The organism is Plantibacter sp., assembly GCF_059073635.1.
The window spans coordinates 254,113-279,312 of sequence record NZ_JCACOF010000008.1 but is presented as its reverse complement, the minus strand read 5'-3'; the positions used below and the strand labels follow the sequence as shown (position 1 = coordinate 279,312).

Genomic DNA, 25,200 nt, shown 5'->3' with positions numbered 1-25,200 from the left:
CAGACAGCATGGACTGGCTCGACAGCATCATCAAGACCTTCTTCGACTTCGACGCGATGTGGCAGGTGTTCCCGCAGCTGCTCGGCGTGGGACTCGTCAACACCCTCGTCATCTCGATCGCCGCCACGGTGATCGGGGTCATCCTCGGCATGATCATCGCCATCATGGGCATCTCGCCCTCACGCTGGCTCCGAGTACCCGCGCGGATCTACACCGACGTGTTCCGCGGCCTGCCGGCGATCCTCACCATCCTCCTCATCGGCCAAGGCTTCGCCCGCTTCAGCCAGCAGCTGTTCGGCCCCTCGCCCTATCCGCTGGGCATCCTCGCGCTCAGCCTCATCGCCTCCGCCTACATCGGCGAGATCTTCCGCGCCGGCATCCAGAGCGTCGACCGCGGCCAGCTCGAGGCCTGCCGGGCGCTCGGCATGAGCTACGGCAAGGCGATGCGACTCGTCGTGGTGCCGCAGGGCATCCGCCGGGTCCTCCCCGCGCTCGTGAACCAGTTCATCGCCATCGTGAAGGACTCGAGCCTCGTCTACTTCCTCGGGCTCCTCGTCAGCGAACGCGAGCTGTTCCGGGTCGGTCAGGACGCCGCCGTCCTCACCGGCAACCTCTCGCCGCTCGTCATGGCGGGGCTGTTCTACCTCGTCATCACCGTGCCCCTCACCCACCTCGTCAACTTCTTCGACAACCGCTTCCGCACGGGACGCCGCAAGGCCACCCCGCCGAAGAGCGGCCTCGACGAGCTCGACGAGGTGCAGCCACCCCTGCCAGCCACCACCGGGAGCAACACATGACCTACACCTCTCCCCTGCCCGTCACCGACGGACACTTCTACCGCGGCTCGAGCCTGGAGCTCCGCGACGTCTCGATGGCGTACGGCGACATCGAGGTCATCCGCGAGGTGAGCATCGACGTCGAGCCCGGCACGACGACCTGCATCATCGGGCCGTCCGGCTCGGGCAAGTCGACACTGCTCCGCGGGGTGAACCGCCTGCACGAGCCCACCTCCGGCGACGTCCTCCTCGCCGGTGAGAGCGCCCTGAAGATGAAGCCGGAACGGCTCCGGACGCGGGTCGGCCTCGTCTTCCAGCACTTCAACCTCTTCCCCGACCACACCGCGCTCGAGAACGTGGCCCTCGCACTCCGCAACGTGAAGGGCATGTCGAAGAGCGAGTCACTCCGAGTCGCGGCAGCGCGCCTCGACGACGTCGGACTCGGTGAACGATCGGACCACCGGCCGCGCGACCTCTCGGGAGGCCAGCAACAGCGCGTCGCGATCGCCCGCGCACTCGCGATGGAGCCCGAGGTCATGCTGTTCGACGAGGCCACGAGCGCCCTCGACCCCGAACTCGTGAAGGGCGTCCTCAACCTGATGGCCGGTCTGGCGCAGCGCGGCATGACGATGCTCGTCGTGACCCACGAGATGGGCTTCGCCCGCAAGGTCGCCGACCAGGTCGTGTTCATGGACGAGGGCCGCGTGGTCGAGGCGGGGACCCCGTCGCAGCTGTTCGACGCCCCGCAGAGCCCCCGCCTGCAGCGCTTCCTCTCCGAGGTCCTCTGATGGCGGCACGCGTCTCCGGCACGATCAGGACGGGCGTCATCGGCTTCGGCACCTCCGGCGCGGTGTTCCACGCGCCGTTCCTCGCCGCGGATCCCGACTACTCGCTCGACCTCGTCGTGACCTCCGACCCGGATCGACGGGCCGAGGCGCTCGGGCGGTACCCGGGCGTCAAGGTCGTGTCGACCGCCGAGGAGCTCTTCGCCCGAGCCGACGAGCTCGACCTCGTGGTCATCGGCTCGCCGTCCGGCACGCACGCCGCGCTCGCGACAGCCTCCCTGGACGCCGGCCTGCACGTCGTGGTCGACAAGCCGTTCGCCGTCACCGCGGCCGAGGGCCGCGCGGTCGTCGATCGTGCTGCAGCCGCCGACCGCCTCGTCACGGTCTTCCAGAACCGCCGCTGGGACGGCGACTTCCTGACCGTGCGGCGGCTGCTCGACGAGGGCATGCTCGGGCACGTCCATCGCTTCGAGTCACGCTTCGAGTGGTGGAAGCCCGATCCGCCCGCATCGTGGAAGACGGCCGCGACCGCCGCGGAGGGCGGCGGCATCCTCTACGACCTCGGCACGCACGTGATCGATCAGGCCATCCAACTGTTCGGCGAGGTCGAGGACGTCCAGGCGGAACTCGGTGTCGTCCGGCCCGGAGCGGTCGCGGACGACGACGCCTTCGTGGCGCTCCGTCACCGTTCGGGGGTCCGGTCGCACCTGTGGATGGGGTCGCTCGTCGCCCAGGCCGGCCCACGGTTCCGCGTCCTCGGATCCTCCGGTGCCTACACCTCGTGGGGACTCGACGGCCAGGAGCCCGCACTGAAGGCCGGTGCTGATCCGCGTGACGACGGATTCGGTCGGCGTGACCCGTCCGGTTGGGGCGCGATCGGGGTCGACGGTGCAACAGAGCCCGTCCCCATGGCCGACGGCGACTACGCCGCCTTCACCCGCCTCCTCGCGACCGCCCTCCACGACGGCGGTCCTCCACCGGTCGATCCGGCCGACGCGATCGCCGTCCTCGAGATCATCGAGGCCGTCCACGCGGCCGCAGCACCTCACCAGCGCAGCACTCCAGAACAGAAAGAGCAGACAGCATGAGCAGCACCACCCAGACCAGCCGACGCGTCGTCGTGATCGGCGGCGGCATCCTCGGAACGTCCAGCGCCGTCGCCCTCGCCCGCCGAGGTGCCGACGTGACCCTCGTGACCGACCGCTCCCTCGCCAGCGGCGCCTCGGGACGATCGCTCGCCTGGCTGAACTCCGCGGCCCAGCGGTCGAGCGAGTACCACGCGCTCCGTGTCCTCGGGATCGACCGCTGGCGGACCTTCGCCGCGCAGATCCCGAGCGCGGAGTTCCTCCGCTTCGACGGCGGACTGATGTGGGCACCGGAGGGCGAGTCCTACGCGGAGACCTTCGCCTACGAGCGCGGCATCGGCTACGACGCCCGGTGGCTGGCTCCGGAGGAGGTCGCCTCGGTCACGCCGGGTGTCGATCCGGCCGCCGTGGCTGCGGAGGGCGCGATCTTCAATCCGGGCGAGGGCTGGGTCGAGCTGCCGTCCGTGATCGAGGTGCTGTCCCGCGAGTTCGTCGCCCGCGGCGGACGGATCGTGACGGACGCCGGCGCCGAGATCGCCTCGTCCGGCGGACGTGCCGTGGGTGCGGTGCTCGCGAACGGCGACCGCATCGAGGCCGACGCGGTCCTGTTGGCCACGGGTCCCGACGTCCCGGCCCAGCTCGCCGCACTCGGCATCACGATCGGCGACCAGAGCCCGGCCGCATTCGTCGCGTTCACGAAGCCCGTCGCAGCCGAGCTCGTCGCCGTCCTCAACACGCCGAAGGTGGCCGTCCGTCGCACCAGGGAGGGCGGCTTCGCGCTGGACTCCGCGTGGTCGGAGGAGGAGATCGAGGTCCGCGACGACGGCTCGCTGCACATCTCGGACTCGACCGTGGAGCGGCTGTTGGCCGAGGGATCGCGGGTGCTCGCCGGCAACCCGACCCTCGAACTCGACCACATCGGGGCCGGCTACAAGCCGATCCCCGGCGACGGCGAGCCGGTCTTCGGTGCGGTCCCGCAGCTGCCGGGGCTCTTCACGGCCTTCAGCCACAGCGGTGCGACACTCGGGCTCATCGCCGGTGAACTCCTCGCGGACGAGATCGTCGACGGCGAACCCTCGCCGCTGCTCGCGACCTTCCGGCCCGAGCGGTACGCGGAGTCACCCGTCCCCGCGTAGGCCTGGCCGGTTCACAACTCAGGACGGCCCCGGCGGGTCACATCGGCCACCCGGCGTGTCCGGCGGGACGCGCCGCACCGGTCCTGAGTTGTGAACCCCTGCCGTCCCCAACTCAGGAGTCGGCCGGTGTGTCGGCAAGCGCTCCCGCTCGACGCGCCGCAGCACTCCTGAGAACGGAACGGGAGGGACCACGACAGAACGCCCGCCGCACTCCTCGAGTGCGGCGGGCGTTCGGCGTTGCGGGGTGCGACTAGTCGGTGCCGGAGTCGAACGCGGCGCCCTCGGAAGCGAGGTCGGTCGCGCGCTCGAGGGCGTCGGCGGTCGGGTCGAGGAGTTCGCCGCCCAGGATCTCCTGCGCCTCACCCTGCTCGAGCTTGCCGACGAGGTCGGCGGTCGCGCCGCCGACGATGCCGGCCGCTGCGTACTGCTCGAGCCGCGAGCGCGAGTCCGCGATGTCGAGGTTGCGCATGGTGAGCTGACCGATGCGGTCGTCGGGACCGAACGCCGCGTCGCCGACGCGCTCCATCGAGAGCTTGTCGGGGTGGTAGCTGAGGCCGGGGCCCGAGGTGTCGAGGATCGTGTAGTCGTCGCCGCGGCGCAGACGGATGGAGACCTCGCCGGAGACGGCGGAGCCGACCCAGCGCTGGATGGACTCGCGCAGCATGAGCGACTGCGGGTCGAGCCAGCGGCCCTCGTACATGAGGCGGCCGAGTCGGCGGCCCTCGTTGTGGTAGTTGGCGACCGTGTCCTCGTTGTGGATCGCGTTGAGCAGACGCTCGTACGCGATGTGGAGGAGCGCCATGCCGGGGGCCTCGTAGATGCCGCGGCTCTTCGCCTCGATGATGCGGTTCTCGATCTGGTCGCTCATGCCGAGGCCGTGACGACCACCGATGGCGTTGGCCTCGAGGACCAGCGCGACCGCGTCGGCGTACTCGACGCCGTTGAGCGCGACCGGGCGACCGGCCTCGAAGGTGACGGTGACGACCTCGGAGGCGATCGCGACGTCTTCACGCCAGAACGGCACGCCCATGATCGGCTCGACGAGTTCCATGCCGGAGCTGAGCTCCTCGAGGCGCTTGGCCTCGTGGGTGGCGCCCCAGATGTTGGCGTCGGTGCTGTACGCCTTCTCGGTGGAGTCGCGGTACGGGAAGTCGCGGGCGACGAGCCACTCGCTCATCTCCTTGCGGCCACCGAGCTCGTTGACGAAGTCGACGTCGAGCCACGGCTTGTAGATGCGCAGGCGCGGGTTGGCGAGCAGACCGTAGCGGTAGAACCGCTCGATGTCGTTGCCCTTGTAGGTGGAGCCGTCGCCCCAGATGTCGACGCCGTCCTCCTTCATCGCGCGGACGAGCATGGTGCCCGTCACGGCGCGACCGAGCGGCGTCGTGTTGAAGTAGGTCTTGCCGGCGTTGCGGATGTGGAACGCGCCGCACTGGAGGGCGACGAGGCCCTCCTCGACGAGCGCCGACTTCGCGTCGACGAGGCGCGCGATCTCGGCGCCGTACTCCTTGGCGCGGTCGGGGACGGCGCCGATGTTCGGCTCGTCCGCCTGGCCGATGTCGGCGGTGTAGGTGCACGGAATGGCACCCTTCTCGCGCATCCAAGCGACGGCGACGGAGGTGTCGAGACCTCCGGAGAAGGCGATGCCGACGCGCTCGCCGACGGGGAGGCTGCTCAAGACTTTAGACACGCCTGCGATTCTACGGGTTCGCGGGGAGTGGAGCACGTCGCCGCCGGTACCGCCTCGCCCGGGCCGGGGGACGGCTGGGGCTGTGGCGATATCGACGGCGACGCTGCTGTGAACCGGACGGATCGGACCAGGTCCGCTCAGGCGCTGTTCGGGTCTCGCGCCATGAGCTTCACGAGTGCATCGGGATGACGATTCGTCGACTCCAGAGTGATTCTCGCAGCGTCTGTCGGTCTTCCGCATGTCCCACTACTGGGGTCATCGGCAGGGGGCGACAGGCTCCGCGAGACGCGGCGCTACCAGATGGTGACGCGCTCCTCGGGGGCGAGCCATGCTGCGTCGGATTCGGTGACGCCGAACGCCTCGTAGAAGGCGTCGATGTTCCGGACGATCTGGTTGCAGCGGAACTCGTTCGGCGAGTGCGGGTCGATCGACAGCAGTCGGATGACCTCCGCGTCGCGTCCCTTCTGCTGCCAGGCCTGCGCCCAGGAGAGGAAGAACCGCTCCGCGCCGGTGAGGCCGTCGATGACCGGTGGCTCCGCGCCCTCGAGCGACAGCAGGTAGGCCTTCCAGGCGATGCCGAGCCCGCCGAGGTCGCCGATGTTCTCGCCGATCGTCAGGGCGCCGTTCACGTGGTGGTCGGGCACCTGGGCCGGAGCCAGCGCGTTGTACTGCTCGATGAGCGACGCGGTGCGCTCCTCGAACGCCGCGCGGTCGGCCTCGGTCCACCAGTCGGTGAGTCGGCCGTCGCCGTCGAACTTCGATCCCTGGTCGTCGAAGCCGTGCCCGATCTCGTGGCCGATGACCGCGCCGATCGCCCCGTAGTTCGCGGCGGCGTCGCGGCCGGCGTCGAAGAACGGGTACTGGAGGATGGCGGCGGGGAACACGATCTCGTTGAAGCCGGGGTTGTAGTAGGCGTTGATCGTCTGCGGCGTCATGAACCACTCGTCGCGGTCGAGCGGCTTGCCGATCTTGCCCAGCTCTCGGTCCATCTCGAACCGGCTGGCGCGACGGACGTTGCCGAGCAGGTCGTCGGCTTCGAGCTCCAACGCCGAGTAGTCGCGCCACTTCACGGGGAAACCGATCTTGGGCGTGAACTTGTCGAGCTTCTCCAACGCCCGCGTGCGGGTCTCGGGGCTCATCCACTCGAGGTTCTCGATGCTGTCGCGGTACGCCTCGACGAGGAAGCCGACGAGGACGTCCATCTCGTCCTTCGACGTGGCGCCGAAGTGCCGGTCGACGTAGATGCGGCCGACGGCCTCGCCGAGCATGCCCTCGACGAGCGAGACGCCGCGCTTCCAGCGCTCGCGCTGCTGCGGCGTGCCGGTGAGGGTCTTGCCGTAGAAGTCGAAGTTGGCGCGACCGAACTCCTCGGAGAGGTACGGTGCGGCACCGTGGACGACCTTCCAGGCCAGCCAGTCCTTCCAGGACTCGAGCTGCTCGGCGACGAGGAGCTCCCCGAGGCCCTCGAGGAAGCTCGGCTCGCGCACGACGATCTCGGCGAACACCGCGTCGGCGGCGCCGATCGCATCGCGCCAGACGGCGAGGTCCGGGCCGTCGAGGTCGGCGCCCGCGGCGAGCGCCGCAGCTTCGTCCCACGAGTACAGGTTGTACGTCTTCTCGCTGTCGCGGGTGGCGACGTTGTCCCAGTGCTTGGACGCGATCGCCGTCTCGAGGGCGAACACGCGGTCGGCACGTGCGGCAGCGTCGTCGATGCCGGCGAGCTCGAACATCGTCTGGAGGTGTGCGCGGTAGGCCTCGCGGATCTCGGCGAAGGTGTCTTCACGGAAGTAGGACTCGTCGGGCAGCGTGATGCCGCCCTGTTCGGCGAAGACGAGGTAGCGCTCGGGGTTGCCCGGGTCGTTGTCGACGAAGAGCTGCAGGAAGCCGCCGACGCCCTCCGCCTCGAACTCGCCGGACAGGCGGAGGAAGGACTCGATGGAGTCGACCGCTGCAACGCGGGCGAGCTGGTCGGCGAGCGGCGTCGCTCCGAGGGCGTTGGCCCGGTCGACGTCCATGAAGCTGGCGTACAGGGCGCCGATCTTCACGCCCTCCTCGCCGTCGGGGTTCGTCTGCGACTCCTCGATGATGTCGCGGACGGCGTTCTCGGCGTCTTCCGCCAGCTGGTGGAACGATCCCCAGCGAGCTTTGTCATCGGGGATCTCGGTGCGGTCCATCCACTTGCCGTTCACGTGGCGGAAGAGGTCGTCCTGCGGCCGCACGGCCGGGTCGAGTTCGGAGCGGTCGATGCCGGAGGCGAGCTGCGCGTCAGTCATGCGGATCAGCCTAGCGACGGCACCTGACCACGGCTCGGGTGTTCTCTCAGAGCGGGCGTGCCGCTCTGGACCGAGTCCTGTGGAGGAGCGTCGCGAGCGCTTCGGGGAACGAGGGACTACCGTTGACCCACCCGGCCGGAAGGAGCCCGCGTGGACTGGTTGGCCGACTTCCCGCCCGGCGTCCTGCTCCTCGTCGTCTTCCTGGTCGTCGCGGTCGAAAGCCTCGGCGTGCCGTTGCCGGGAGAGACCGTGCTCATCGGGGCGACCCTCCTCGCCGCGTCGAGCGGCCTGAACCCGGTGTTCGTCGCCGCCGCGGCCGCCGGTGGTGCGATCCTCGGCGACTCGATCGGGTACTGGATCGGCAAGCGGTACGGCCGGCGGCTCCTGTCGGTGCTGAACCGCAGGTTCCCGAAGCACGTGGGGCCGAAGCGGCTGGGCGCCGCGGTGCACCTCATGCGGCGGTGGGGGCCGTGGGCGGTGTTCGTCGGGCGGTTCATCGCCGTCCTCCGCATCTTCTCCGGACCGCTCGCGGGCATGTTCCGCATGACGTACCCGCACTTCCTCGTCGCCAACGCGGCGGGTGGCATCGCCTGGGCCTCGCTCGTGGTGACGGTCGTCACCGTACTGGGGAGTGCCGCGACCGAGTTCCTGCACCGCTTCTCCTGGGCGGCGCTCGCGTTGGCCGGTGCCGCGGCCGTCGTGATCGCGGTGGTCGTCGTGTTCCGGATCCGTCGTCGGGCCGCCCGGCCGGCCGCCGATCGCGCGCCCGTGTCGATGACCGAGGCTGAGCTCGACGAACTGCTGTCGCCATCCGGGTCGGTCCCGGCCACGACCGACGCCGACGCCCGAATGGACACGCCGACCACCCGGGCCGCCAGCTCGGCCCCCGTCCGCACCGATCTGCGCGCCGCGATCGCCGTCGTCCTGACGCCGCTGCGCTGGGCCCTGCGGACGACCCCCGCGACCACCGCCTTCGTCACCGTCTTCGTCGCCCTCGGCGTCGTGACCGGTGGCCTGTGGCGCCCGATCGACCAGGCCGCCTGGTACCCGGCGTTCGCGTACGGGGTGCCGAGCCTTGAAGCCGGGCGCTGGTGGACGGTCCTGACGGGCATGTTCATCACCGCCGACCCGCTCGCCTACCTCATCGCGATCGTCGGCGCGGCCGTGTTCGGCGGGTGGGTCGAGGTCCGATTCGGCACGCTGCGGGCGTCGGCGATCTTCGTGGCCGGCCATCTCGTCGGTGTCCTCGGGGCCCTCGGTGCGGCTCTGGCGCTGGCTCGGCTCGACTGGCCGTGGGCGCAGTCCCTCGTGACGACGCTCGACGTCGGTCCGAGCTGCGGCATCCTCGCCTGCGTCGCGACCGCGACCGCGTTCATGCGTTCCCCCTACCGGCTGCGCTGGCGGCTGCTGCTCCTGTCGTGGGTGTCGATCGCGCTCCTCTACGTCGGGAAGATCGACGACCTCGAGCACTTCATCACGACCGTCGTCTTCGTGATCGTGGCCCGCCTCCTCCTCGGCGAGCACCGGTCGACCCCGCGACCCACCATGCGCGACTGGCGGCTGTTCGCCGTCTCCGGACTGCTCGTGATCGGTGCGGTGCAGCTGCTCGTCACCCTCGTGCCGCTCGACGGGCCGCTCGGTTCGACCACCCTGACGCAGGGCTCCATCCTCGACGTCGGGGTCGACACCATCGCGATCCTGGTGATCGCGAACTGGCTCCGCCGTGGTCATCGCTGGGCCTGGTGGGCGGCGATGGTGCTCACCGTCGGCAACCTCCTGGTCACGCTCGCCCTCATCGCCCTCGCCTGGCTGGCCCAGGTGCCGGTCGTGGCGTCGACCATCTGGATCTCCGCGAGCGTCCTGTGGGTGGGACAGGCGGTGGTCCTCGTGCTGTCGCGCCACGCGTTCCGGGTCGCGGCGAACCAGACCAGGCGACGCCTGCCCGGGGCGATCGGTCCCGGTGCGCGGCGAGCACGCGCCAGGGCGGCCCAGCTGCTGCGCGAACACGGCGGCGGACCGCTGGCGGCCTCGGCACTCCGGCCCGAGAACCGGGTGTTCGTCACGGCCGACGGTGGACACGCGGTCGCCTACCAGCAGCATGCCGGCGTCGCGCTGGCCCTCGGCGAGCCGATCGGCGACCCCGGCGGTGCAGCAGCCGCGGTGTCGGCGTTCGCGACGGCGGCCGAGCAGGAGGGGCTCACACCGGCGGTCTTCGCCACTCGCGACGCGCGCATCGTGCCCGAGGGGTGGCGGGTGTCGCCACTCGGCCGAGACCTCGTGCTCGACCTCAGCGGGGCGGATGCATCAGAACCCGTTGGTCCGGACGATGCGACGGGAGCCGCCGGCGCGGATCCGACGACCTCGATCCTGGTGCCCGCTCGCGAACTGCCGTGGGAGCTCCGCAGCCAGATCCGCGCGCTGTCGTCGGTGTGGGTGTCCGACCGGCACGTGCCCGAACTCGGTCTCACGGTGGGTTCGAGCATCGACGCCCCCGATGGCGACGACCGGGAGCCGACCGCCGCGGTCCGGGTCTCCGTCGTGACGGACGCCGCAGGCGCCGTGCTCGCGGCGGTGTCCTGGTTGCCGATCCCCGGGGCCGGCGGCACCGTGCACGGGTGGGCGCTCGACGCGGTCCGTCGTGCTCTGCCGGACGGACGACGTCGGCACGGCTGCGGGTGCGAGTGCGGGTACAGCGTCGGAGGAACACACCAGCCGAGCCGTCGAGCGGGCCCTGACCGACGCCTGCCGGCGATTCGCGTCCGAAGGCGCGGCCATGGTCTCGTTCGCTGCTTCCGGGCTGGCACAGGACGGCACCGAGCCCGACGGCGTCGCCGTGCGCACGATGGCCGGCATCGCCCACCGGGTCGACCCGCTCGTCGGCTTCGCCGAGATCGCCGACGTCGCCGAGCGCCTGGGTGCCACCGCCGTGCCGCTGTTCCTCGCCTGCCGCGAGGACGCCGACCAACCGCGGGTCGCCTACGCCGCCGCGGCCGGCTTCCTCACGGGCATCCGCCTGCGCGACCTCCCCGGCCTGAGCGGGTCGCTGCTCGCGCGGTAGGCCGTCGACTCGTCCCGCCTCGGACGGCGACGCGGCGTGTCACCACCCGCGGCTAGGCTCGGCGGGTGACCACGGGACAGGACAGGCGACGGCTGCGGCCCGTCGACCGCGACATCCTCCGGCTCGCGGTCCCGGCGCTCGGGGCGCTGATGGCGGAGCCGCTGTTCCTGCTCGCCGACTCCGCGATGATCGGCCACCTCGGCGTCGTGCCGCTCGCCGGCCTCGGGGTCGCGAGCGCGGTCCTGCAGACGGTCATCGGACTCATGGTGTTCCTCGCCTACGCGACGACGCCCGCGGTCGCCCGGCGTCTCGGACACGGCGACGAACGCGGCGCGGTGTCGCTCGGGGTGGACGGCCTCTGGTTGTCGCTCGGGCTCGGTGTCGTGATCGGTGCGGCCGGATGGTTCCTCTCCCCCACGCTCGTCGGGCTGTTCGGCGCGACGGACGCCGTCGCCCAGCAGGCCGACACCTACCTCGGCATCTCGATGCTCGGCATCCCCGCCATGCTGCTCGTCTTCGGTGCGACCGGGCTCCTCCGCGGCCTGCAGGACACCACCACGCCCCTCGTGGTCGCCGGCGCCGGGTTCGCCGCGAACATCGGCCTCAACTTCCTCTTCATCTACGGCCTCGGACTCGGCATCGCGGGATCCGCCATCGGCACCGTCATCGCGCAGTGGGGCATGGTCGTCGCCTACCTCGTCGTCGTCCTGCGCCACGTGCGTCGGACGGGAGCGAGTCTCCGCCCGCACCGCGCCGGCCTCGGTGGCGCGGCCCGTTCCGGCGGATGGTTGTTCCTCCGCACCGTCAGCCTCCGCGCCGCGATGCTCATCGCCGTGTTCGTCGCGACCGACCTCGGCACCGACGAACTCGCCGGGTTCCAGCTCGTCATGACCCTCTTCGCCACCCTCGCCTTCGCGCTCGACGCCCTCGCGATCGCCGCGCAGGCGCTCGTCGGCAAGGGGCTCGGGGCCGGCGACGTCGCAGGTGTGCGTGCCGTCCTCGTCCGCTGCCTGCAGTGGGGCGTCGGCTCGGGGATCGTGCTCGGCCTGGTCATCGCGCTCGCGAGCCCGGTCATCGGCCTGCTCTTCACGAGCGACCCCGACCTCGCGGCGCTCATCGTGCCCGCGATCATCGTGCTCGCCGTCACCACCCCGCTCGGCGGTGTCGTCTTCGTCCTCGACGGCGTCCTCATCGGCGCCGGCGACGCGAAGTACCTCGCGATCACCGGGCTGCTCAACACGCTCGTCTTCCTGCCGTTCGCGCTCGCGGTCCTCGCCTGGGCACCCGGCGGGCAGACCGGGCTCACCTGGTTGGCGCTCACCTTCTTCGTCGGCTACCTCGGTGCGCGCGCGACCACCCTCGGGCTCCGCGCCCGCACGACGGCGTGGATGCGCACCGGGGCCTGACCGACAACTGGGGAGTTGTCCCCATTGAGGCGGCCTCCTCGGTCCCCCATCCTGGACCTGAGCATCCGTCAACGCTCACGATTCCAGGGGGAACCACCATGTCACTTCGCTCCGCTCACCACCGTCTCCGCGTCTCCGCGGTGACCGCCGTCGCCGTCATCGGGCTCTTCGGGCTCGCCGCCTGCAGTAGTGGCGACGCACCGGCCGACTCCGAGCCCTCGACGAGCGCCACGACCGCGCCCGAGGCCACGGAGGACGCTGCCCAGGAAGAGCCGGCATCGGGCGCGACGAAGTGCACCGAAGAGCAGGTCAACACGCTCAGCGCAGCCAGCGGCGTCGCGGTCCCGGCGGCCGCTGTCGCCGCGGCGAAGGCCACCTTCGCTCCGGCCGCAGTCCTCGGCGACCTGCCGACAGTGTGCATCCTCAGCTATGAAGCGGGTGACGCCTCGGGCAGCTACGCCGTCCTCTCCGGCGGCGCCGCCTCCCTCACCGCAGCGGCCGCGAACGCGACGGCCGGTGGCGCGAGCGTGACCGAAGCCGCCGGTACGTTCACCGGATCGCTCGACGGGCTGACGATCATCGGCATCCCGTTCACCCAGCTCACCCAGGAGACCGCCGGGTTCGAGAACGTCGAGGACCTCGTCGTCGTCGTCTCCACCGCGGCACTCGGCTGAGCCGCCCCAGCGTCACGCCAGCGCCCATCCACCCTCGTCGGGCGGGTGGGCGTTCGTGCGTGTCGACCAACCGAGCAGACGCCCCCGTGCGTCAGGCCGCTCGCGCATCAACCGATCGGTGGATAGGAGGATCAGCCCCTCCACCGCTACCGGTGCGCGTCCGCAGCGGACGAGCATGGACACCATGAGCACACGACCGATCATCGAGGTCCGCGAGCTGCGCAAGCAGTACGGCGACTTCACCGCCGTCGACGGGGTCTCCTTCGACATCCACCCGGGTGAGACCTTCGCCCTCCTCGGCCCGAACGGCGCCGGGAAGAGCACCACGATCGAGATCCTCGAGGGCTACCGGCACCGGACGGGCGGCGAGGCGAGCGTCCTCGGTGTCGACCCGGCGAAGGGCGGTCTCGACTGGAAGGCCCGCCTCGGCATCGTCCTCCAGTCGAGTGCCGAGGCCGCCAACGTCACGGTCCGGGAGCAGCTCACACAGTTCGCCCGGTACTACGCGGACCCGCGGGATGTGGACGAGGTCATCGAGGCGGTCGGGCTCACGAGCAAGGCGGGCACGCGCATCGGCAAGCTCTCGGGCGGCCAGCGTCGTCGGGTGGACGTCGCGCTCGGGGTGGTCGGCCGCCCAGCCCTCCTGTTCCTCGACGAGCCGACGACCGGGTTCGACCCCGAGGCGCGTCGGCAGTTCTGGGAGCTCATCCGCTCGCTCAAACGCGACGGAACGACGATCCTCCTCACCACCCACTACCTCGACGAAGCCGCCCAACTCGCCGACCGCGTCGCCGTCATCGCGGCGGGTCGACTCGTGGAGATCGGCGCGGTCGACGAGATCGGCGGTGCCGAGGCCCGGATCCCCGTGGTGCGCTGGCGCGACGAGCACGGCCTCCACGAGGAACGGACCGAGGCGCCGGCCGCACGGGTCGCCGATCTCACGGCGACACTGGGGGGAGAGCCGCGCGACCTGGAGGTCATCCGTCCGAGCCTCGAGGACATCTACCTCGGGCTCGTCCACGCGGCCGACGCCGCTGCGTCGTCGAGCCACCCCATCAGCAGCACCGTCACCGGCCACGACGGTCACCACGACAGGAGTCGGCGCATGACCACCATCGACCGCACCACCAACACGCTCGTCCCGGCACTCCCCCGCGGACGCACCCTCCGGCTCGGAGCCAGCAGGATCGGCTACGAGACCCGCATCTACTTCCGCTCCGGCGACCAGGTGTTCTTCACCTTCCTCTTCCCCGTCGTGATGCTCGCGATCTTCTCGACCGCGTTCAGCGCGATGGGGAACGTGGGCGAGGCACCCGACGGCACCGGCGGGGTCAGCCAGGCCGCCTTCTACCTCCCCGGCATGATCGCCGCCGGCATCCTCCTCTCGGGCGTCCAGAACCTCGCGACCGACATCGCGACGGAGAAGAGCGACGGCACGCTCAAGCGCCTCGGCGGCAGCCCGCTCCCGGTGATCTCCTACTTCCTCGGGAAGATGGGGCAGGTCCTCGTCACCTCGGTGCTCCAGATCGCGCTGCTGCTCCTCGTCGCGCGGTTCCTGTTCGACGTCACCCTGCCGACCGAGCCCGAGCGGTGGCTCACCTTCGCCTGGATCTACCTGCTCGGCATCGCGACCTCGGCCGTCCTCGGTATCGCCCTGTCGGCGCTCCCCCGCACGGGCAAGAGCGCGACGGCCGTCATCATCCCGATCGTGCTCGTGCTGCAGTTCATCTCCGGCGTCTACCTCTCGTTCACGATGCTCCCCGAGTGGCTGCAGAACGTCGCGAGTGTCTTCCCGCTCAAGTGGATCGCGCAGGGCATGCGCTCCGTCTTCCTGCCGGAGGGGTTCGCCTCGCAGGAGCCGTCCGGTGGCTGGGACCTCCCGATGGTCGCGCTCGTCCTCGTCGTCTGGGCGATCGTCGGCCTCGTCCTCACCCGCCTCACCTTCCGCTGGGTCCGCCGCTCCTAGCCCGCGAACTGTCAGTTCCGGTGGGTGTACGCCGCCGGAACTGGCAGGAAGTGACAGTTCGCGAGCAGGGATGGGAGGGTTGGGACATGGACGGACGACGGTGGTGGGATGTCGCGTTCGGCGCGGGGTGCGTGATCGTCGGTGCGCTCGTGAGCGTCAGCGCGGCCGGGGCACCGGAGCGGGCCGTCGGCGTCTGGATCGTGCTGGCGGCGCTCTGCCTCGTCTACTACACGGCCGGGCGACGCACCCTCGAGCGTCCGCAGGGCGGGCTTTGGTTCGCGATCACCCTCATCGCCCTCACCGCAGTCGGGACGGCGTTCTCCCCGAACGTCCTGACCCTCCAGTGCCTCGTGTTCCCGCTGCTGTGGGTGCTGACGCCGAACACCCGGAACGCGATCATCCTCAACATCGCGAGCGCCGCGGCCCTCGCCGTCGGCTTCATCGTCGGACAAGGCGCCGCCCCGGAGGCGATCCTGCAGGGGCTCGCGATCCAGAGCGTCTCGCTCGTCTTCGCGTTGTCCCTCGGGCTCTGGATCACCCGGATCGCCGAGCTCGGCGACGAGAAGGCACGACTCCTCGTGAGTCTGCAGACCGCTCAGGCGGAATCGGAACGGGCGAGCCGGGAGGCCGGAGCGGCCGCCGAACGCGAACGCATGGCTCGCGACATCCACGACACCATCGCGCAGAGCCTCACGAGTGTGGTGCTGCTCGCGCAACGCGCCCGCTCCGAGGTCGGTGAGACCGTCGCGGGCACGCCGGACGCCTCCCCGCTGGACGGTCGACCGATCGCCGCCCTCGACAGCATCGACCTCATCGAGAGCACGGCACGCGACGCCCTCCGCGAGGCGAGATCCCTCGTGGCCACGCTGGCCGCGATGCCGGCCGCCGACACCACCCTCGGTGACAGCCTGCGGCGCCTGGGCGAGCGGTTCAGCCGTGAGACTGGCCTGGTCGTCGAGGTCGACGCCCCGTCAGAACGGTTCGAGCGAGCACCCGAGGTCGTGCTGCTCCGGAGTGCCCAGGAGGGTCTCGCGAACATCCGGAAGCACGCCGCCGCCGACCGCGTCGAGCTGGTACTCACCGTCGACGACGGCTGGGCCGAACTGCGGATCTCCGACGACGGGGTCGGCATCGCGGACCCGGACGGCGCGCTGCTCGGGACCAGTCCGGGCGCAGGCTTCGGGCTGCACGGCATGCACGACCGGGTGACGCTGCTCGGCGGAACGGTGGAACTCACGAGTGCCGCCGGAGCGGGGACGACGGTGCGGGTGCGAGTGCCGGTGACGATCGAAGCGGGCCCTTCGACGGGCTCAGGGACCACGGACGGCCTCTCGGTCGGCAGCCCTTCGACAGGCTCAAGAACCGTGGAGGACGGACGATGACACGGATCAGGATCGTGGTCGCGGACGACCACCCCATCGTGCGATCGGGCATCGTCGCGCTGCTCGGGCGCGCGGACGACCTCGAGGTCGTCGCCGAGGTGGCGGACGGCGCTGCGGCGGTCGCGGCGGCCGAGGAGCACCGGCCCGACCTGGTGCTCATGGACCTGCGCATGCCGGTCCTCGGCGGTGCGGAGGCGACGGCGCGCATCGTGCAGCGCGTGCCAGGCGTCCGGGTGCTCGTCCTCACGACCTACGAGACCGACGACGACATCCTCGGCGCGATCGAGGCCGGAGCCGGCGGCTACCTGTTGAAGGCGGCGCCCGAGCAGGAGATCCTGGCCGGCATCCGTTCGGTGGTCGCCGGTCAGACGGTGCTCGCGCCCACGATCGCGGCGACGCTCGTCGGCCGCATGCAGGGTGGGACCCCAGCCCGCCCGCAGCTCAGCGCTCGCGAGCTCGAGGTCCTGGCGCTCGTCGCCGCCGGCAACAGCAACCGGGCGATCGCGGCGGCACTCTTCATCTCGGAGTCGACGGTGAAGACGCACCTGCTGCACGTCTTCGAGAAGCTCGAGGTGGCCGACCGGACCCGGGCCGTCACCCGTGCACAGGAGCTGCGGCTGCTCTGAGCCGGCGCACGAGACTGCGGGTCCGTTCAGTCACCTCGGGGCACAGGACGCCGCACGTGCGTGCGCAGACCCACCACGTCGAGGACGAACTCGCAGAACATCGCGTTCGCCCAGGAGAACCAGGGGCGGGTGAACGTGTCGGGGTCGTCCTTGTGGAACGACTCGTGCATGACCCCCGTGCCGGCGTCGGTCCGCAGCAGCGTGTCGAGCAGGCGGGCGCGATCCTGCTCGTCCTGCGAGGTGAGGCCCTCGATGGACAGGGCGATCGGCCAGATGTGGTCGTCGGGCGTGTGTGGGCTCCCGATCCCACGGGCGGCGGACCCGACGAAGTAGCTCGGGTCGTCTCCGCTCAAGCAGGAACCGTCGCGTGGCCAGGTACCGGGCGTCGTCGGGCGCGCACCAGCCGAGGAACGGCAGCGAGAGCAGGCTCGGCACGTTGGCGTCGTCCATCAGGAGCGCGTTGCCGAATCCGTCGACCTCGTAGGCGTAGACGTCGCCGTACTGATCGGTCGTCACGACACCGTGGGCGTCGATCGCGGTCTCGAGCTCGCGTCGGAGCGCACCGGCCTCCGCGGCGAGTGCCGCGTCGTCGAGCACATCGACAGCGATCGATTCGACCCCGGCGAGCGTCACCGCGGCGAAGAGGTTGCCCGGAACGTTGTAGCCGTACCGCCCTGCGTCGTCGCTCGGCCGGAACCCCGACCACGAGAGCCCGGTCCACGCCGTCTCCGGCCCGAGTCCGTCGCGGACGAGGGTGTCGGAGAGCGGGGCGTCGAACCGCTGGAACCGGTACGGCGAGCGCTCCTCGTGGTGCTGCTCGACCCGCCAGACCTCCATCGCCGCGACGACGGCGGAGCGGTACCGCGCATCCAGGTGGTCGCGGCGCCCCGTCGCCAGCCAGATGTCGTGTGCGAGCTGGAGCGGGTAGCAGAGCGAGTCGATCTCGTACTTGCGTTCCCACACCCAGGGCGACGCGTCGGTGCGGTCGTCGCGGTGGCCGTGCCCGTTCGGCTCGGCGTTGAACGCGTTCGCGTAGGGGTCGAGTGCGATCGCGTCCAGCTGCCGGCGGTTGACGGCGACGAGCAGCTCGGCCAGCTCGGGGTGGTCGGCTGCGAAGTGGAGATAGGGAGCGAGTTGGGCGCTCGAGTCGCGCAACCACATCGCGGGGATGTCGCCGGTGAGCATGAACACGGTGCCGTCCGGCATGGGCGTCATCGTGCTGTGCAGGGTGTCGGCGAAGCAGCGCTCGAACATCTCGGCCACCCGTTCGTCACTGCGCTCCCGCACAGCCGTGGTCACCTCGGTGATGAGTTCGTCGATCCAAGCGGTCATGGGTCTCCTCCGTCTGCGTCGGCGCGGTGATCGGGCGGGTCAGGTCGAGTCAGGTCAGCGCAGGTCGGAACGAGGGGCGTGCCCCTCGTTCCGCTCCACCGTCAGACGTCGCCGCGTGGTTTCGGGGCGTCCGGCTGCTCCGCCGCGTAGGCGGACTGGCCGGTCGCTCCGGGCTCGCCTGCGGGGATCGGGACGAGGTACGCCGCGGTGCCGTAGGCGGTCAGCTGCGTCCACGCACCGCCGATGTCGGTGGTCTCGAGACGCATCGCGAGGACCGCGTTCGCGCCGCGCTGTTCCGCGTCGGCCACCAGGCGTCGCATGACCTCCTGGCGGGACTCGAACAGCAGCTGGGTCATCCCCGGGACCTCGCCGCCGCCGAGCGCCGAGAAGCCGATCGACATCGAGGAGCCCCAGTCGCGAGCTCGCACGGTGAGCCCGACGACCTCGCCGAGGACGGCGTCGATGCGGTGTCCGGCGACGGTGTCCGTCGTCACGACGATCATGCGGTGGCCGCCGTTCCGGCCAGACGCGACAGTGCCGCGAGCGAGAGCGCTGCGATGCCGGTGTCGAGGGTGGGGTGGATGAGCGGAGCGAACTTCGAGGAGTGGTTGCCGGGGAGGTCCTGCTCCATGCGCCCCGAGGCGTAGGCCGCCGCGAAGGCCTGTGGGTCGGCACCCCCGAGGATCCAGTAGACGATGGGAGCGTCGGCGGCCGTCGCGAGCATGCCGACGTCCTCACTCCCCGTGACGAGACCGGGGTCGACGACGCGGTTGGCACCGAACGCGTCGGCGAACACCGCCGTCACCGCGCCGGTCGCCGCGGGATCGTTCACGAGCACCGGGAAGGCCTCGGTGTGTTCGATCACCGGTTCCCGCTCGGCGCCCGATGCTGCGGCCTCGGCCCGGATGATGCGCTCCATGGAGCCGACGACGCGGTCGCGCACGTGCGGTTCGTAGCTGCGGATGTTGACGCCGATCTGCGCGGTGTCGGGGATGATGTTGTTCTTGGTGCCGGCGTGCATCGTGCCGACGGTGAGCACCGCGGTGTCGGTTCCGGCGACCTCGCGGGACACGATGCTCTGGAGGCGGACGACCGCCGACGCCGCCATCACGATCGGGTCGATCGTCGACTGCGGGCGGGATCCGTGCCCGCCGCGGCCGTGGAAGGTGACGCGGTAGGCGTCGGTCGCGGCGAACGACGGACCGGCGTGCGTGCCGACGACACCGGCCGGCAGCGGACCGACGTGCTGGCCGAACACGATGTCGGGCTTCGGGACGCGTGCGTAGAGGTCGTCGTCGACCATCGCCTGCGCACCGCCGCCGGCCTCCTCGGCCGGCTGGAACAGGACGACGAGTGTCCCGGACCAGGTGTCGCGCCGTGCGGCGAGCAGTTCGGCGGCACCCAGCAGACAGGTGACGTGGACGTCGTGGCCGCAGGCGTGCATGACCGGGACGTCGTTGCCCTCCGGATCGACCCCGCGCGCGACGCTCGCGTAGTCGAGGCCCGTCTCCTCCAGGACGGGCAGGCCGTCCATGTCGGCCCGCAGGAGGACCGTCGGTCCTTCGCCGTTCTCCAGGACACCGACGACACCGGTGCCGCCGATCCCCGTCGCGACCCCGTACCCGAGGCCGGTGATGCGATCCGCGACCAGGGCGGCCGTCCGGTGCTCCGCGAAGGAGAGCTCCGGATTGGCGTGCAGATCCTGGTACACCGGTGCGAGCGACACGGCGAGCGACGCCGCCTCCTGCTGGACGAGTGCTGCGGTGGCGATGGGCTGGTCGGTCATGGGTCTCCTTCGAGCGTCTCCTCCACCCTACGGGGCGGGTCCGCCGTCCGCACGGCAGGATCTGTCGAAACCCCGGCGAGACCTCAGCGCTGTGGAGCGGGGGGTCAGCCGCACGGCAGGGGCTGTCGAAACCCCGGCGAGGACTCAGAGCTGTGGAGCGGGGACCCGTGCCGTCGTCGCTCCAGGGTGGAAGCGGACGCTGAACTGCTCGCACTCCGGATCGCGGCCGTCGAGCATGGCGACGATCGCGCGGCCGGCGGCCGACCCCTTCTCGCGGGAGGGCTGCCACACCGTCGTGAGGTCGTAGTCGAGCCCCTCGACCCGGATGCCGTCGAACCCGACCACGCTGAGCTCCGCGGGGACGGAGATGCCGAGTTCCTCGGCTGCGCGGATGACGCCGGCGGCCAGGAGGTCGCTCTGTGCGGCGATCGCCGTCGGCCGTTCACCCGCCGGAACGTCGAGGATGGCGTGTCCGGCGACCCGCCCCTCCTCGAGCGATGACCCCGTGGTGACGAACCCCTGCGCGTCGGGGAAGACGTCGCGGAGGCCCTGCAGGCGTTCGATCGCCGGGACCGTCGTGGCGGATCGCTCCCACTCGGGCGTGAGCGGGCCGCGGCGTTCGGTCGGGTCGAGGTTGAGGGTGACGACGGCGACACGCTCGTGGCCGAGATCTGCGAGGTGTCGCGCCTCCTCACGCACGCCGCCGCGGTTGTCGACGGCGATGTCGGGGACGCCGAGGGCTGCGAGTCCTTCGATCGACACGATCGGCATCCCCCGTCGGCTGAGGATCGCGACCGAGCTGTCGAGGTTCGGGCTGCAGCCGATGAGGACGACGCCGTCCATCGGTGCGTTGCTCAACTGCAGCGTGCCCTCCTGCGCGTCGTTCAGGAGCAGCAGACCGGCACCGACCGCGCCGAGTTCGTCGGCGAGTCCGTCGAGGGTCTGGATCATCACCGGGTCGCGGAAGGAGTGCCCGATCCGGCCGGCGACGACGGCTCCGACGATGCCGCTGCGTCCCTGGCGGAGGGAACGGGCCCGGGGGTCGGGGCCGGCGTAGTCGAGGTCGGCCGCAGCCTGCAGCACCCGCTGCTTGGTCGCTTCGGAGACGGGTCCGGCGCCGCTGAACGCGAGCGAGGCGGTCGACGGCGACACCCCCGCGCGCTCGGCGACATCGGCGAGCGTCGGTCGCGAGGGGCGTGATTCCTGGTCCACGATCTGCTAGCTTAGTCGACGGAATCGAATCGATTCGATTCTCGTCAGATCCACCCAGATGCACGGGCCTCACCACCCCGCTCCACCGAGCGCCCAGGCGCACCAGCACCGATCCCGAGGACCCTGTGTCAGAGCCGACCAACCCGCCGACCGCACCCGTCGCCCTGCGCCCACGCCGCGAGCTCCTCGCCTGGCGCAACGCGATCTTCGTGATCTTCGCCCTGAGCGGCCTCAGCATCGCGACCTGGGTGGCCCGCCTCCCGGCCATCCGCGACAACCTCGACCTCACCACCGGCACGGTCGGACTCCTCATCCTCGGCATGTCGATCGGGTCGATCCTCGGCCTCATCGCCTCGCAGCACATCCTCGGACGGCTCGGCCCGCGGCACGGGATGCAACTGACGCTCGGGCTCATCGCCGTCGGGCTGCTCCTCATCGGGATCGGCGCGAGCCTCGTCCCGACTGCCGGCATCGTGCTCGTCGGCCTGATCATCTTCGGCTTCGGCAACGGCGCGCTCGACGTCATGATGAACGTCGAGGGAGCCGCCGCCGAGCAGGAACTCGGCAAGACGGTGATGCCGCTGATGCACGCGTGCTTCAGCTTCGGCACGGTCGCCGGAGCGCCGGACTCGGCGCGCTCGCCTCCGCCGCCGGCCTCGAGGTGTTCTGGCACGCGCTCATCATGGCGGTCGCCATCGCGATCGCCGCCGTCGTCGCCGTGCGCTTCGTCCCGGCCGAGCAGGCCGTCGCCGACGAGCTCGACGACGCACCGAAGGCGCCGTGGCAGGAGCGTCTCCGCGAGAGCCTGTCGGTCTGGGCGGACGGCCGGCTCATCCTCATCGGCGTCATCATGCTCGGTATGGCCTTCGCCGAGGGCAGCGCCAACGACTGGCTCGCACTCGCCGTGGTCGACGGCCACGAGCAGAGCAACACGACCGGCGCGCTCGTCTACGGCGTGTTCGTCACCGCGATGACCGTCGGTCGCATCGTCGGCGGGCCGCTCATCGACCGCTTCGGCCGGGTGCCGGTGCTGCAGGTGTCGGCCGGTGCGGCGATCGCCGGACTCGTCCTGTTCATCCTCACGCCGGTCACCGGACTCATGGTCCTCGGCACCGTGCTGTGGGGACTCGGCGCCTCGCTCGGGTTCCCGGTGGGCATGTCCGCCGCGGCCGACGACTCCAAGCGCGCTGCGGCACGGGTGAGCGCCGTCGCGATGATCGGCTACTGCGCGTTCCTCGTCGGTCCGCCGCTCATCGGCATCCTCGGCGACGCCATCGGCCTGCTGAACGCCCTGTTCGTCGTGCTCGTACTCATCGTGTTCGCCGGCCTGGCGTCGCCGGCCGCCCGCGAGAGCAGCCGCCGCAAGCGCTGAGCCGCAGTTCGTTCGCCCCACCTGGCGAGGGTGCACAGCTCCTGCCGACGGTCTGCCCGTCGCCCGCGCCCGGTTCGCAACTCCTGCTCCTCGCATCTCCCGCGACCCGACGACCCGAGAACTCCGGGCTCATGACTCGCCGGAAGGGGCACCAGCAGGAGTTGTGAGCGGAGCCGTGCTGACGGCAGCAGGAGATGTGCGCAGCCGTCGGACGCCGGCTGCGTCGGGCGCCTACGTCCGGAGGGTAGGCTCGTCGTCGTGCGTTTGGTGATTGCGGAGTGCTCGGTCGACTATGCCGGACGGTTGTCGGCTCACTTGCCGCTCGCCAAGCGGCTGCTCATGGTGAAGAACGACGGCAGCCTGCTCGTCCACTCCGACGGCGGCTCCTACAAGCCGCTCAACTGGATGAGCCCGCCCTGCGTGCTCACGACGGTCGAGCCCGACGAGACGCAGGCCGCGGCCGGGATCACCGAGCTGTGGAAGGTCACGCACAAGAAGACCGGCGACGCCCTCATCGTGTCGATCCACGAGGTCCACCACGACAGCGCGCACGAACTCGGCGTCGACCCGGGCCTCCAGAAGGACGGCGTCGAGGCGCACCTGCAGAAGCTCCTCGCCGAGCAGATCGAACTCCTCGGCGACGGATACCGACTCATCCGCCGCGAGTACATGACCGCGATCGGCCCGGTCGACATCCTCGCCACCGACGCGACCGGGGCGTCCGTCGCGGTCGAGCTGAAGCGCCGCGGCGACATCGACGGCGTCGAGCAGCTCACCCGCTACCTCGAACTCATGAACCGCGACCCGCTCCTCGCGCCCGTGCAGGGCGTGTTCGCCGCTCAGGAGATCAAGCCGCAGGCGCGCACCCTCGCCCAGGACCGCGGGATCCGCTGCGTCGTCCTCGACTACGACGCGATGCGCGGCCTCGACGACAGCGACTCCCGCCTCTTCTGACGTCGACTGAGTCCCTTTCTCAGGAGTCCTCCGGCGCGCCGGCTTCACCAGGCACCGACACGCCCGGACACTCCTGAGAACGGCACCACCTACCGCTCAGTGACCTTTCTCAGGAGTCCTCCGGCGCGCCGGCTTCACCAGGCACCGACACGCCCGGACACTCCTGAGAAAGGCACTGGACCGACGGTCACGACTCGGACTAGACGAACAGCCAGATGAGGGCGACCATCCCGAAGCCGACGACCGAGAGGATCGTCTCGAGCACGGTCCAGGTCGCGAGCGTCTGCTTCACCGACATGTTGAAGTACTTCGCGATGATCCAGAACCCACCGTCGTTGACGTGCGAGAGCGTGATCGAACCCGCGGCGATCGCGATGCCGATGAGCGCCAGCTGCGGCTGCGAGTAGTCACCCGCGAGCACGACCGGCTGCAGGATCCCCGCCGTGATCACGATCGCCGCGGTCGCCGAGCCCTGCGCGATGCGGAGGCCGGAGCTGATGAGGTACGCCGACACGATGATCGGCAGGCCGAGCGAACCGAGCACCTCGGCCAACGCCGCACCCACACCCGTCGCTGAGATGACCGCGCCGAAGAACGCACCCGCACCGACGACGAGCAGGATCATGCCGATCGGCCGGAGCGACTGACCGGAGAGCTCGCCCAGCTCGGCGAGCGTCATGCCGCGCCGCACCCCCAGCACGTAGTACGCGAGGCAGACGGCGATCGTGAGCGCGACCGCCGGGTTGCCGATGAGCGTCAACGCTTCGAGGACCGGGCCGTTCGGGAGGGCGAGGGCACCGAAGGTGGCGGCGAGGATGAGCAGGATCGGCGTGATGATGATGAGACCGACGCTCCAGAGCGAGACGTCCTTGCGCTCGGGGGCGTCGTCCTCGGGCTCCAGCACGTACTCCTCGGGAACCGAGACCATGACGCGCTTCCCGATCCAGAGCGGCCAGGCGATGCCCGACGCGATGAAGGCGGGGATGCCGCAGAGGAAGCCCATGAGGATGAGCCAGCCGAGCCCGACCTCGAAGGTGCCGGCGAGCGCCGTCGGGCCCGGGTGCGGCGGCAGGAACGCGTGCGTCATCGAGAGGCCGGCGAGCATCGGGAGCGCGTAGAGCACGAGCGACTTCCCGCCGCGACGCGCGGTGATGTAGACGAGGGGCGCGAGGACGAAGATGCCGACGTCGAAGAACACGGGGATACCGAAGATGAGACCGGTGAGCCCCATCGCGATCGGAGCGCCGCGTTCCCCGAAGCGACCGAGGAGCTTCCGGATGAGGACGTCCGCACCGCCGGAGCGCTCGAGGATCGCGCCGAGCACGGTGCCGAGACCGATGATGATCGTGATGTGCCCGAGGATCCCGCCGAAGCCGGTTTCGAGGAGCGACGCCCCCGGCTTGATCTGCTCGTCGTCGAAGGGGTCCGGCACGGCCACGCCGACGATCTGGTAGATGCTCGTCCCGGTCGCGAGCGCCAGGCCGATGCCGACGATGAAGAGCGAGATGAACGGTTCGAGCTTCACCCGGATGATGAGGAACAGCAGCACCGCGATGGCGACCGCGCACAGGATGAGCAGGCCGGGGGTGGTCTGCTGCAGCCATCCGATGGGATCGCTCGGGGCTGGTGCGGCGGCGGCTACGACGCTGCGCGCGAGGGCGGTGATGGGCATGGGAGGACCTTCTGT

General features: G+C 70.7%; 19 protein-coding genes and 3 pseudogenes. 14 read left to right on the top strand and 8 right to left on the bottom strand.

Annotation, left to right across the window (positions count from 1 at the left end; genetic code table 11):
• Nucleotides 1-8: 8 nt before the first annotated feature.
• Genes AC5JOC_RS08565 through AC5JOC_RS08550 form a run of 4 tightly spaced genes read left to right on the top strand, consistent with a single transcriptional unit; the run spans nt 9 to nt 3,782 of the window.
• Entirely contained in the window at nt 9-797 is a 789-nt protein-coding gene (locus tag AC5JOC_RS08565; RefSeq protein WP_079704476.1) for an amino acid ABC transporter permease, read from the top strand.
• On the top strand, nt 794-1,564 hold the full coding sequence (locus tag AC5JOC_RS08560) for an amino acid ABC transporter ATP-binding protein (RefSeq protein WP_064293895.1): 771 nt from the start codon (nt 794-796) through the stop codon (nt 1,562-1,564). Before AC5JOC_RS08565 ends, AC5JOC_RS08560 begins: the two co-directional genes overlap by 4 nt.
• Nucleotides 1,564-2,649: a Gfo/Idh/MocA family protein gene (locus AC5JOC_RS08555; RefSeq protein WP_274498971.1), complete on the top strand. Its 1,086-nt coding sequence runs from the start codon at nt 1,564-1,566 to the stop codon at nt 2,647-2,649. The genes AC5JOC_RS08560 and AC5JOC_RS08555 overlap by 1 nt, the downstream gene beginning before the upstream one ends.
• Nucleotides 2,646-3,782 (top strand): NAD(P)/FAD-dependent oxidoreductase, encoded by a 1,137-nt coding sequence (locus AC5JOC_RS08550; protein ID WP_494246140.1) that lies wholly within the window; start codon nt 2,646-2,648, stop codon nt 3,780-3,782. Before AC5JOC_RS08555 ends, AC5JOC_RS08550 begins: the two co-directional genes overlap by 4 nt.
• A gap of 250 nt (nt 3,783-4,032) precedes the next feature.
• On the opposite strand, the gene argG is transcribed toward AC5JOC_RS08550, so the two are convergent.
• Complete coding sequence (gene argG, locus AC5JOC_RS08545) at nt 4,033-5,472, bottom strand: argininosuccinate synthase (RefSeq protein ID WP_079704472.1); 1,440 nt, start codon at nt 5,470-5,472, stop codon at nt 4,033-4,035.
• Between the two features lie 293 nt (nt 5,473-5,765).
• A complete protein-coding gene (locus AC5JOC_RS08540) occupies nt 5,766-7,745 on the bottom strand; it encodes a M13 family metallopeptidase (RefSeq protein WP_159876761.1) in 1,980 nt (659 codons plus the stop codon).
• A 150-nt stretch (nt 7,746-7,895) separates the two neighbouring features.
• On the opposite strand from AC5JOC_RS08540, the gene AC5JOC_RS08535 reads away from it, so the two are divergent.
• The 7 genes and pseudogenes from AC5JOC_RS08535 (at nt 7,896) to AC5JOC_RS08505 (ending at nt 16,857) form a co-directional block, all read left to right on the top strand.
• Nucleotides 7,896-10,859, top strand: coding sequence for a VTT domain-containing protein (locus AC5JOC_RS08535; RefSeq protein ID WP_494246138.1), 2,964 nt, complete (start codon nt 7,896-7,898; stop codon nt 10,857-10,859).
• Nucleotides 10,860-10,868: 9 nt separating this feature from the next.
• Nucleotides 10,869-12,209 (top strand): MATE family efflux transporter, encoded by a 1,341-nt coding sequence (locus AC5JOC_RS08530; protein WP_370581816.1) that lies wholly within the window; start codon nt 10,869-10,871, stop codon nt 12,207-12,209.
• 98 nt (nt 12,210-12,307) lie between these two features.
• Nucleotides 12,308-12,883 carry a hypothetical protein gene (locus AC5JOC_RS08525; protein WP_124767954.1) on the top strand — a complete coding sequence of 192 codons (576 nt, stop codon included), beginning with the start codon at nt 12,308-12,310 and terminating at the stop codon, nt 12,881-12,883.
• 175 nt (nt 12,884-13,058) lie between these two features.
• Nucleotides 13,059-13,916: pseudogene (locus tag AC5JOC_RS08520) on the top strand (ABC transporter ATP-binding protein); the annotation flags it as partial.
• Nucleotides 13,917-13,988: 72 nt separating this feature from the next.
• Nucleotides 13,989-14,849: an ABC transporter permease gene (locus AC5JOC_RS08515; RefSeq protein ID WP_274498964.1), complete on the top strand. Its 861-nt coding sequence runs from the start codon at nt 13,989-13,991 to the stop codon at nt 14,847-14,849.
• An 86-nt stretch (nt 14,850-14,935) separates the two neighbouring features.
• On the top strand, nt 14,936-16,231 hold the full coding sequence (locus AC5JOC_RS08510; RefSeq protein ID WP_494246136.1) for a sensor histidine kinase: 1,296 nt from the start codon (nt 14,936-14,938) through the stop codon (nt 16,229-16,231).
• Nucleotides 16,228-16,857 (top strand): response regulator, encoded by a 630-nt coding sequence (locus AC5JOC_RS08505; RefSeq protein ID WP_079704466.1) that lies wholly within the window; start codon nt 16,228-16,230, stop codon nt 16,855-16,857. The genes AC5JOC_RS08510 and AC5JOC_RS08505 overlap by 4 nt, the downstream gene beginning before the upstream one ends.
• Nucleotides 16,858-16,883: 26 nt before the next feature.
• Here the strand turns inward: AC5JOC_RS08505 and AC5JOC_RS08500 are convergent, their stop codons facing one another.
• The 5 genes and pseudogenes from AC5JOC_RS08500 to AC5JOC_RS08480 all read right to left on the bottom strand — a co-directional run bounded on the left by AC5JOC_RS08500 (nt 16,884) and on the right by AC5JOC_RS08480 (nt 21,187).
• Nucleotides 16,884-17,210, bottom strand: coding sequence for a glycoside hydrolase family 125 protein (locus tag AC5JOC_RS08500; RefSeq protein WP_494246361.1), 327 nt, complete (start codon nt 17,208-17,210; stop codon nt 16,884-16,886).
• A gap of 64 nt (nt 17,211-17,274) precedes the next feature.
• Nucleotides 17,275-18,072: pseudogene (locus AC5JOC_RS08495) on the bottom strand (glycoside hydrolase family 125 protein); the annotation flags it as partial.
• Nucleotides 18,073-18,290: 218 nt separating this feature from the next.
• On the bottom strand, nt 18,291-18,692 hold the full coding sequence (locus AC5JOC_RS08490; RefSeq protein WP_079704464.1) for a YbjQ family protein: 402 nt from the start codon (nt 18,690-18,692) through the stop codon (nt 18,291-18,293).
• Entirely contained in the window at nt 18,689-19,975 is a 1,287-nt protein-coding gene (locus AC5JOC_RS08485) for an amidohydrolase (RefSeq protein ID WP_079704463.1), read from the bottom strand. The genes AC5JOC_RS08490 and AC5JOC_RS08485 overlap by 4 nt, the downstream gene beginning before the upstream one ends.
• 144 nt (nt 19,976-20,119) lie before the next feature.
• Entirely contained in the window at nt 20,120-21,187 is a 1,068-nt protein-coding gene (locus tag AC5JOC_RS08480) for a LacI family DNA-binding transcriptional regulator (RefSeq protein ID WP_494246133.1), read from the bottom strand.
• On the opposite strand from AC5JOC_RS08480, the pseudogene AC5JOC_RS08475 reads away from it, so the two are divergent.
• The 3 genes and pseudogenes from AC5JOC_RS08475 to nucS form a co-directional block, all read left to right on the top strand.
• Nucleotides 21,172-21,747: pseudogene (locus AC5JOC_RS08475) on the top strand (MFS transporter); the annotation flags it as partial. The gene AC5JOC_RS08480 and the pseudogene AC5JOC_RS08475 sit on opposite strands and share 16 nt — an antisense overlap.
• Before the next feature lie 32 nt (nt 21,748-21,779).
• Complete coding sequence (locus tag AC5JOC_RS08470) at nt 21,780-22,559, top strand: MFS transporter (RefSeq protein ID WP_494246131.1); 780 nt, start codon at nt 21,780-21,782, stop codon at nt 22,557-22,559.
• A 258-nt stretch (nt 22,560-22,817) separates the two neighbouring features.
• Complete coding sequence (gene nucS / locus AC5JOC_RS08465) at nt 22,818-23,513, top strand: endonuclease NucS (RefSeq protein ID WP_064294112.1); 696 nt, start codon at nt 22,818-22,820, stop codon at nt 23,511-23,513.
• Nucleotides 23,514-23,712: 199 nt separating this feature from the next.
• Here the strand turns inward: nucS and AC5JOC_RS08460 are convergent, their stop codons facing one another.
• Nucleotides 23,713-25,185 (bottom strand): GntP family permease, encoded by a 1,473-nt coding sequence (locus tag AC5JOC_RS08460; protein WP_086472615.1) that lies wholly within the window; start codon nt 25,183-25,185, stop codon nt 23,713-23,715.
• Nucleotides 25,186-25,200 lie beyond the last annotated feature (15 nt).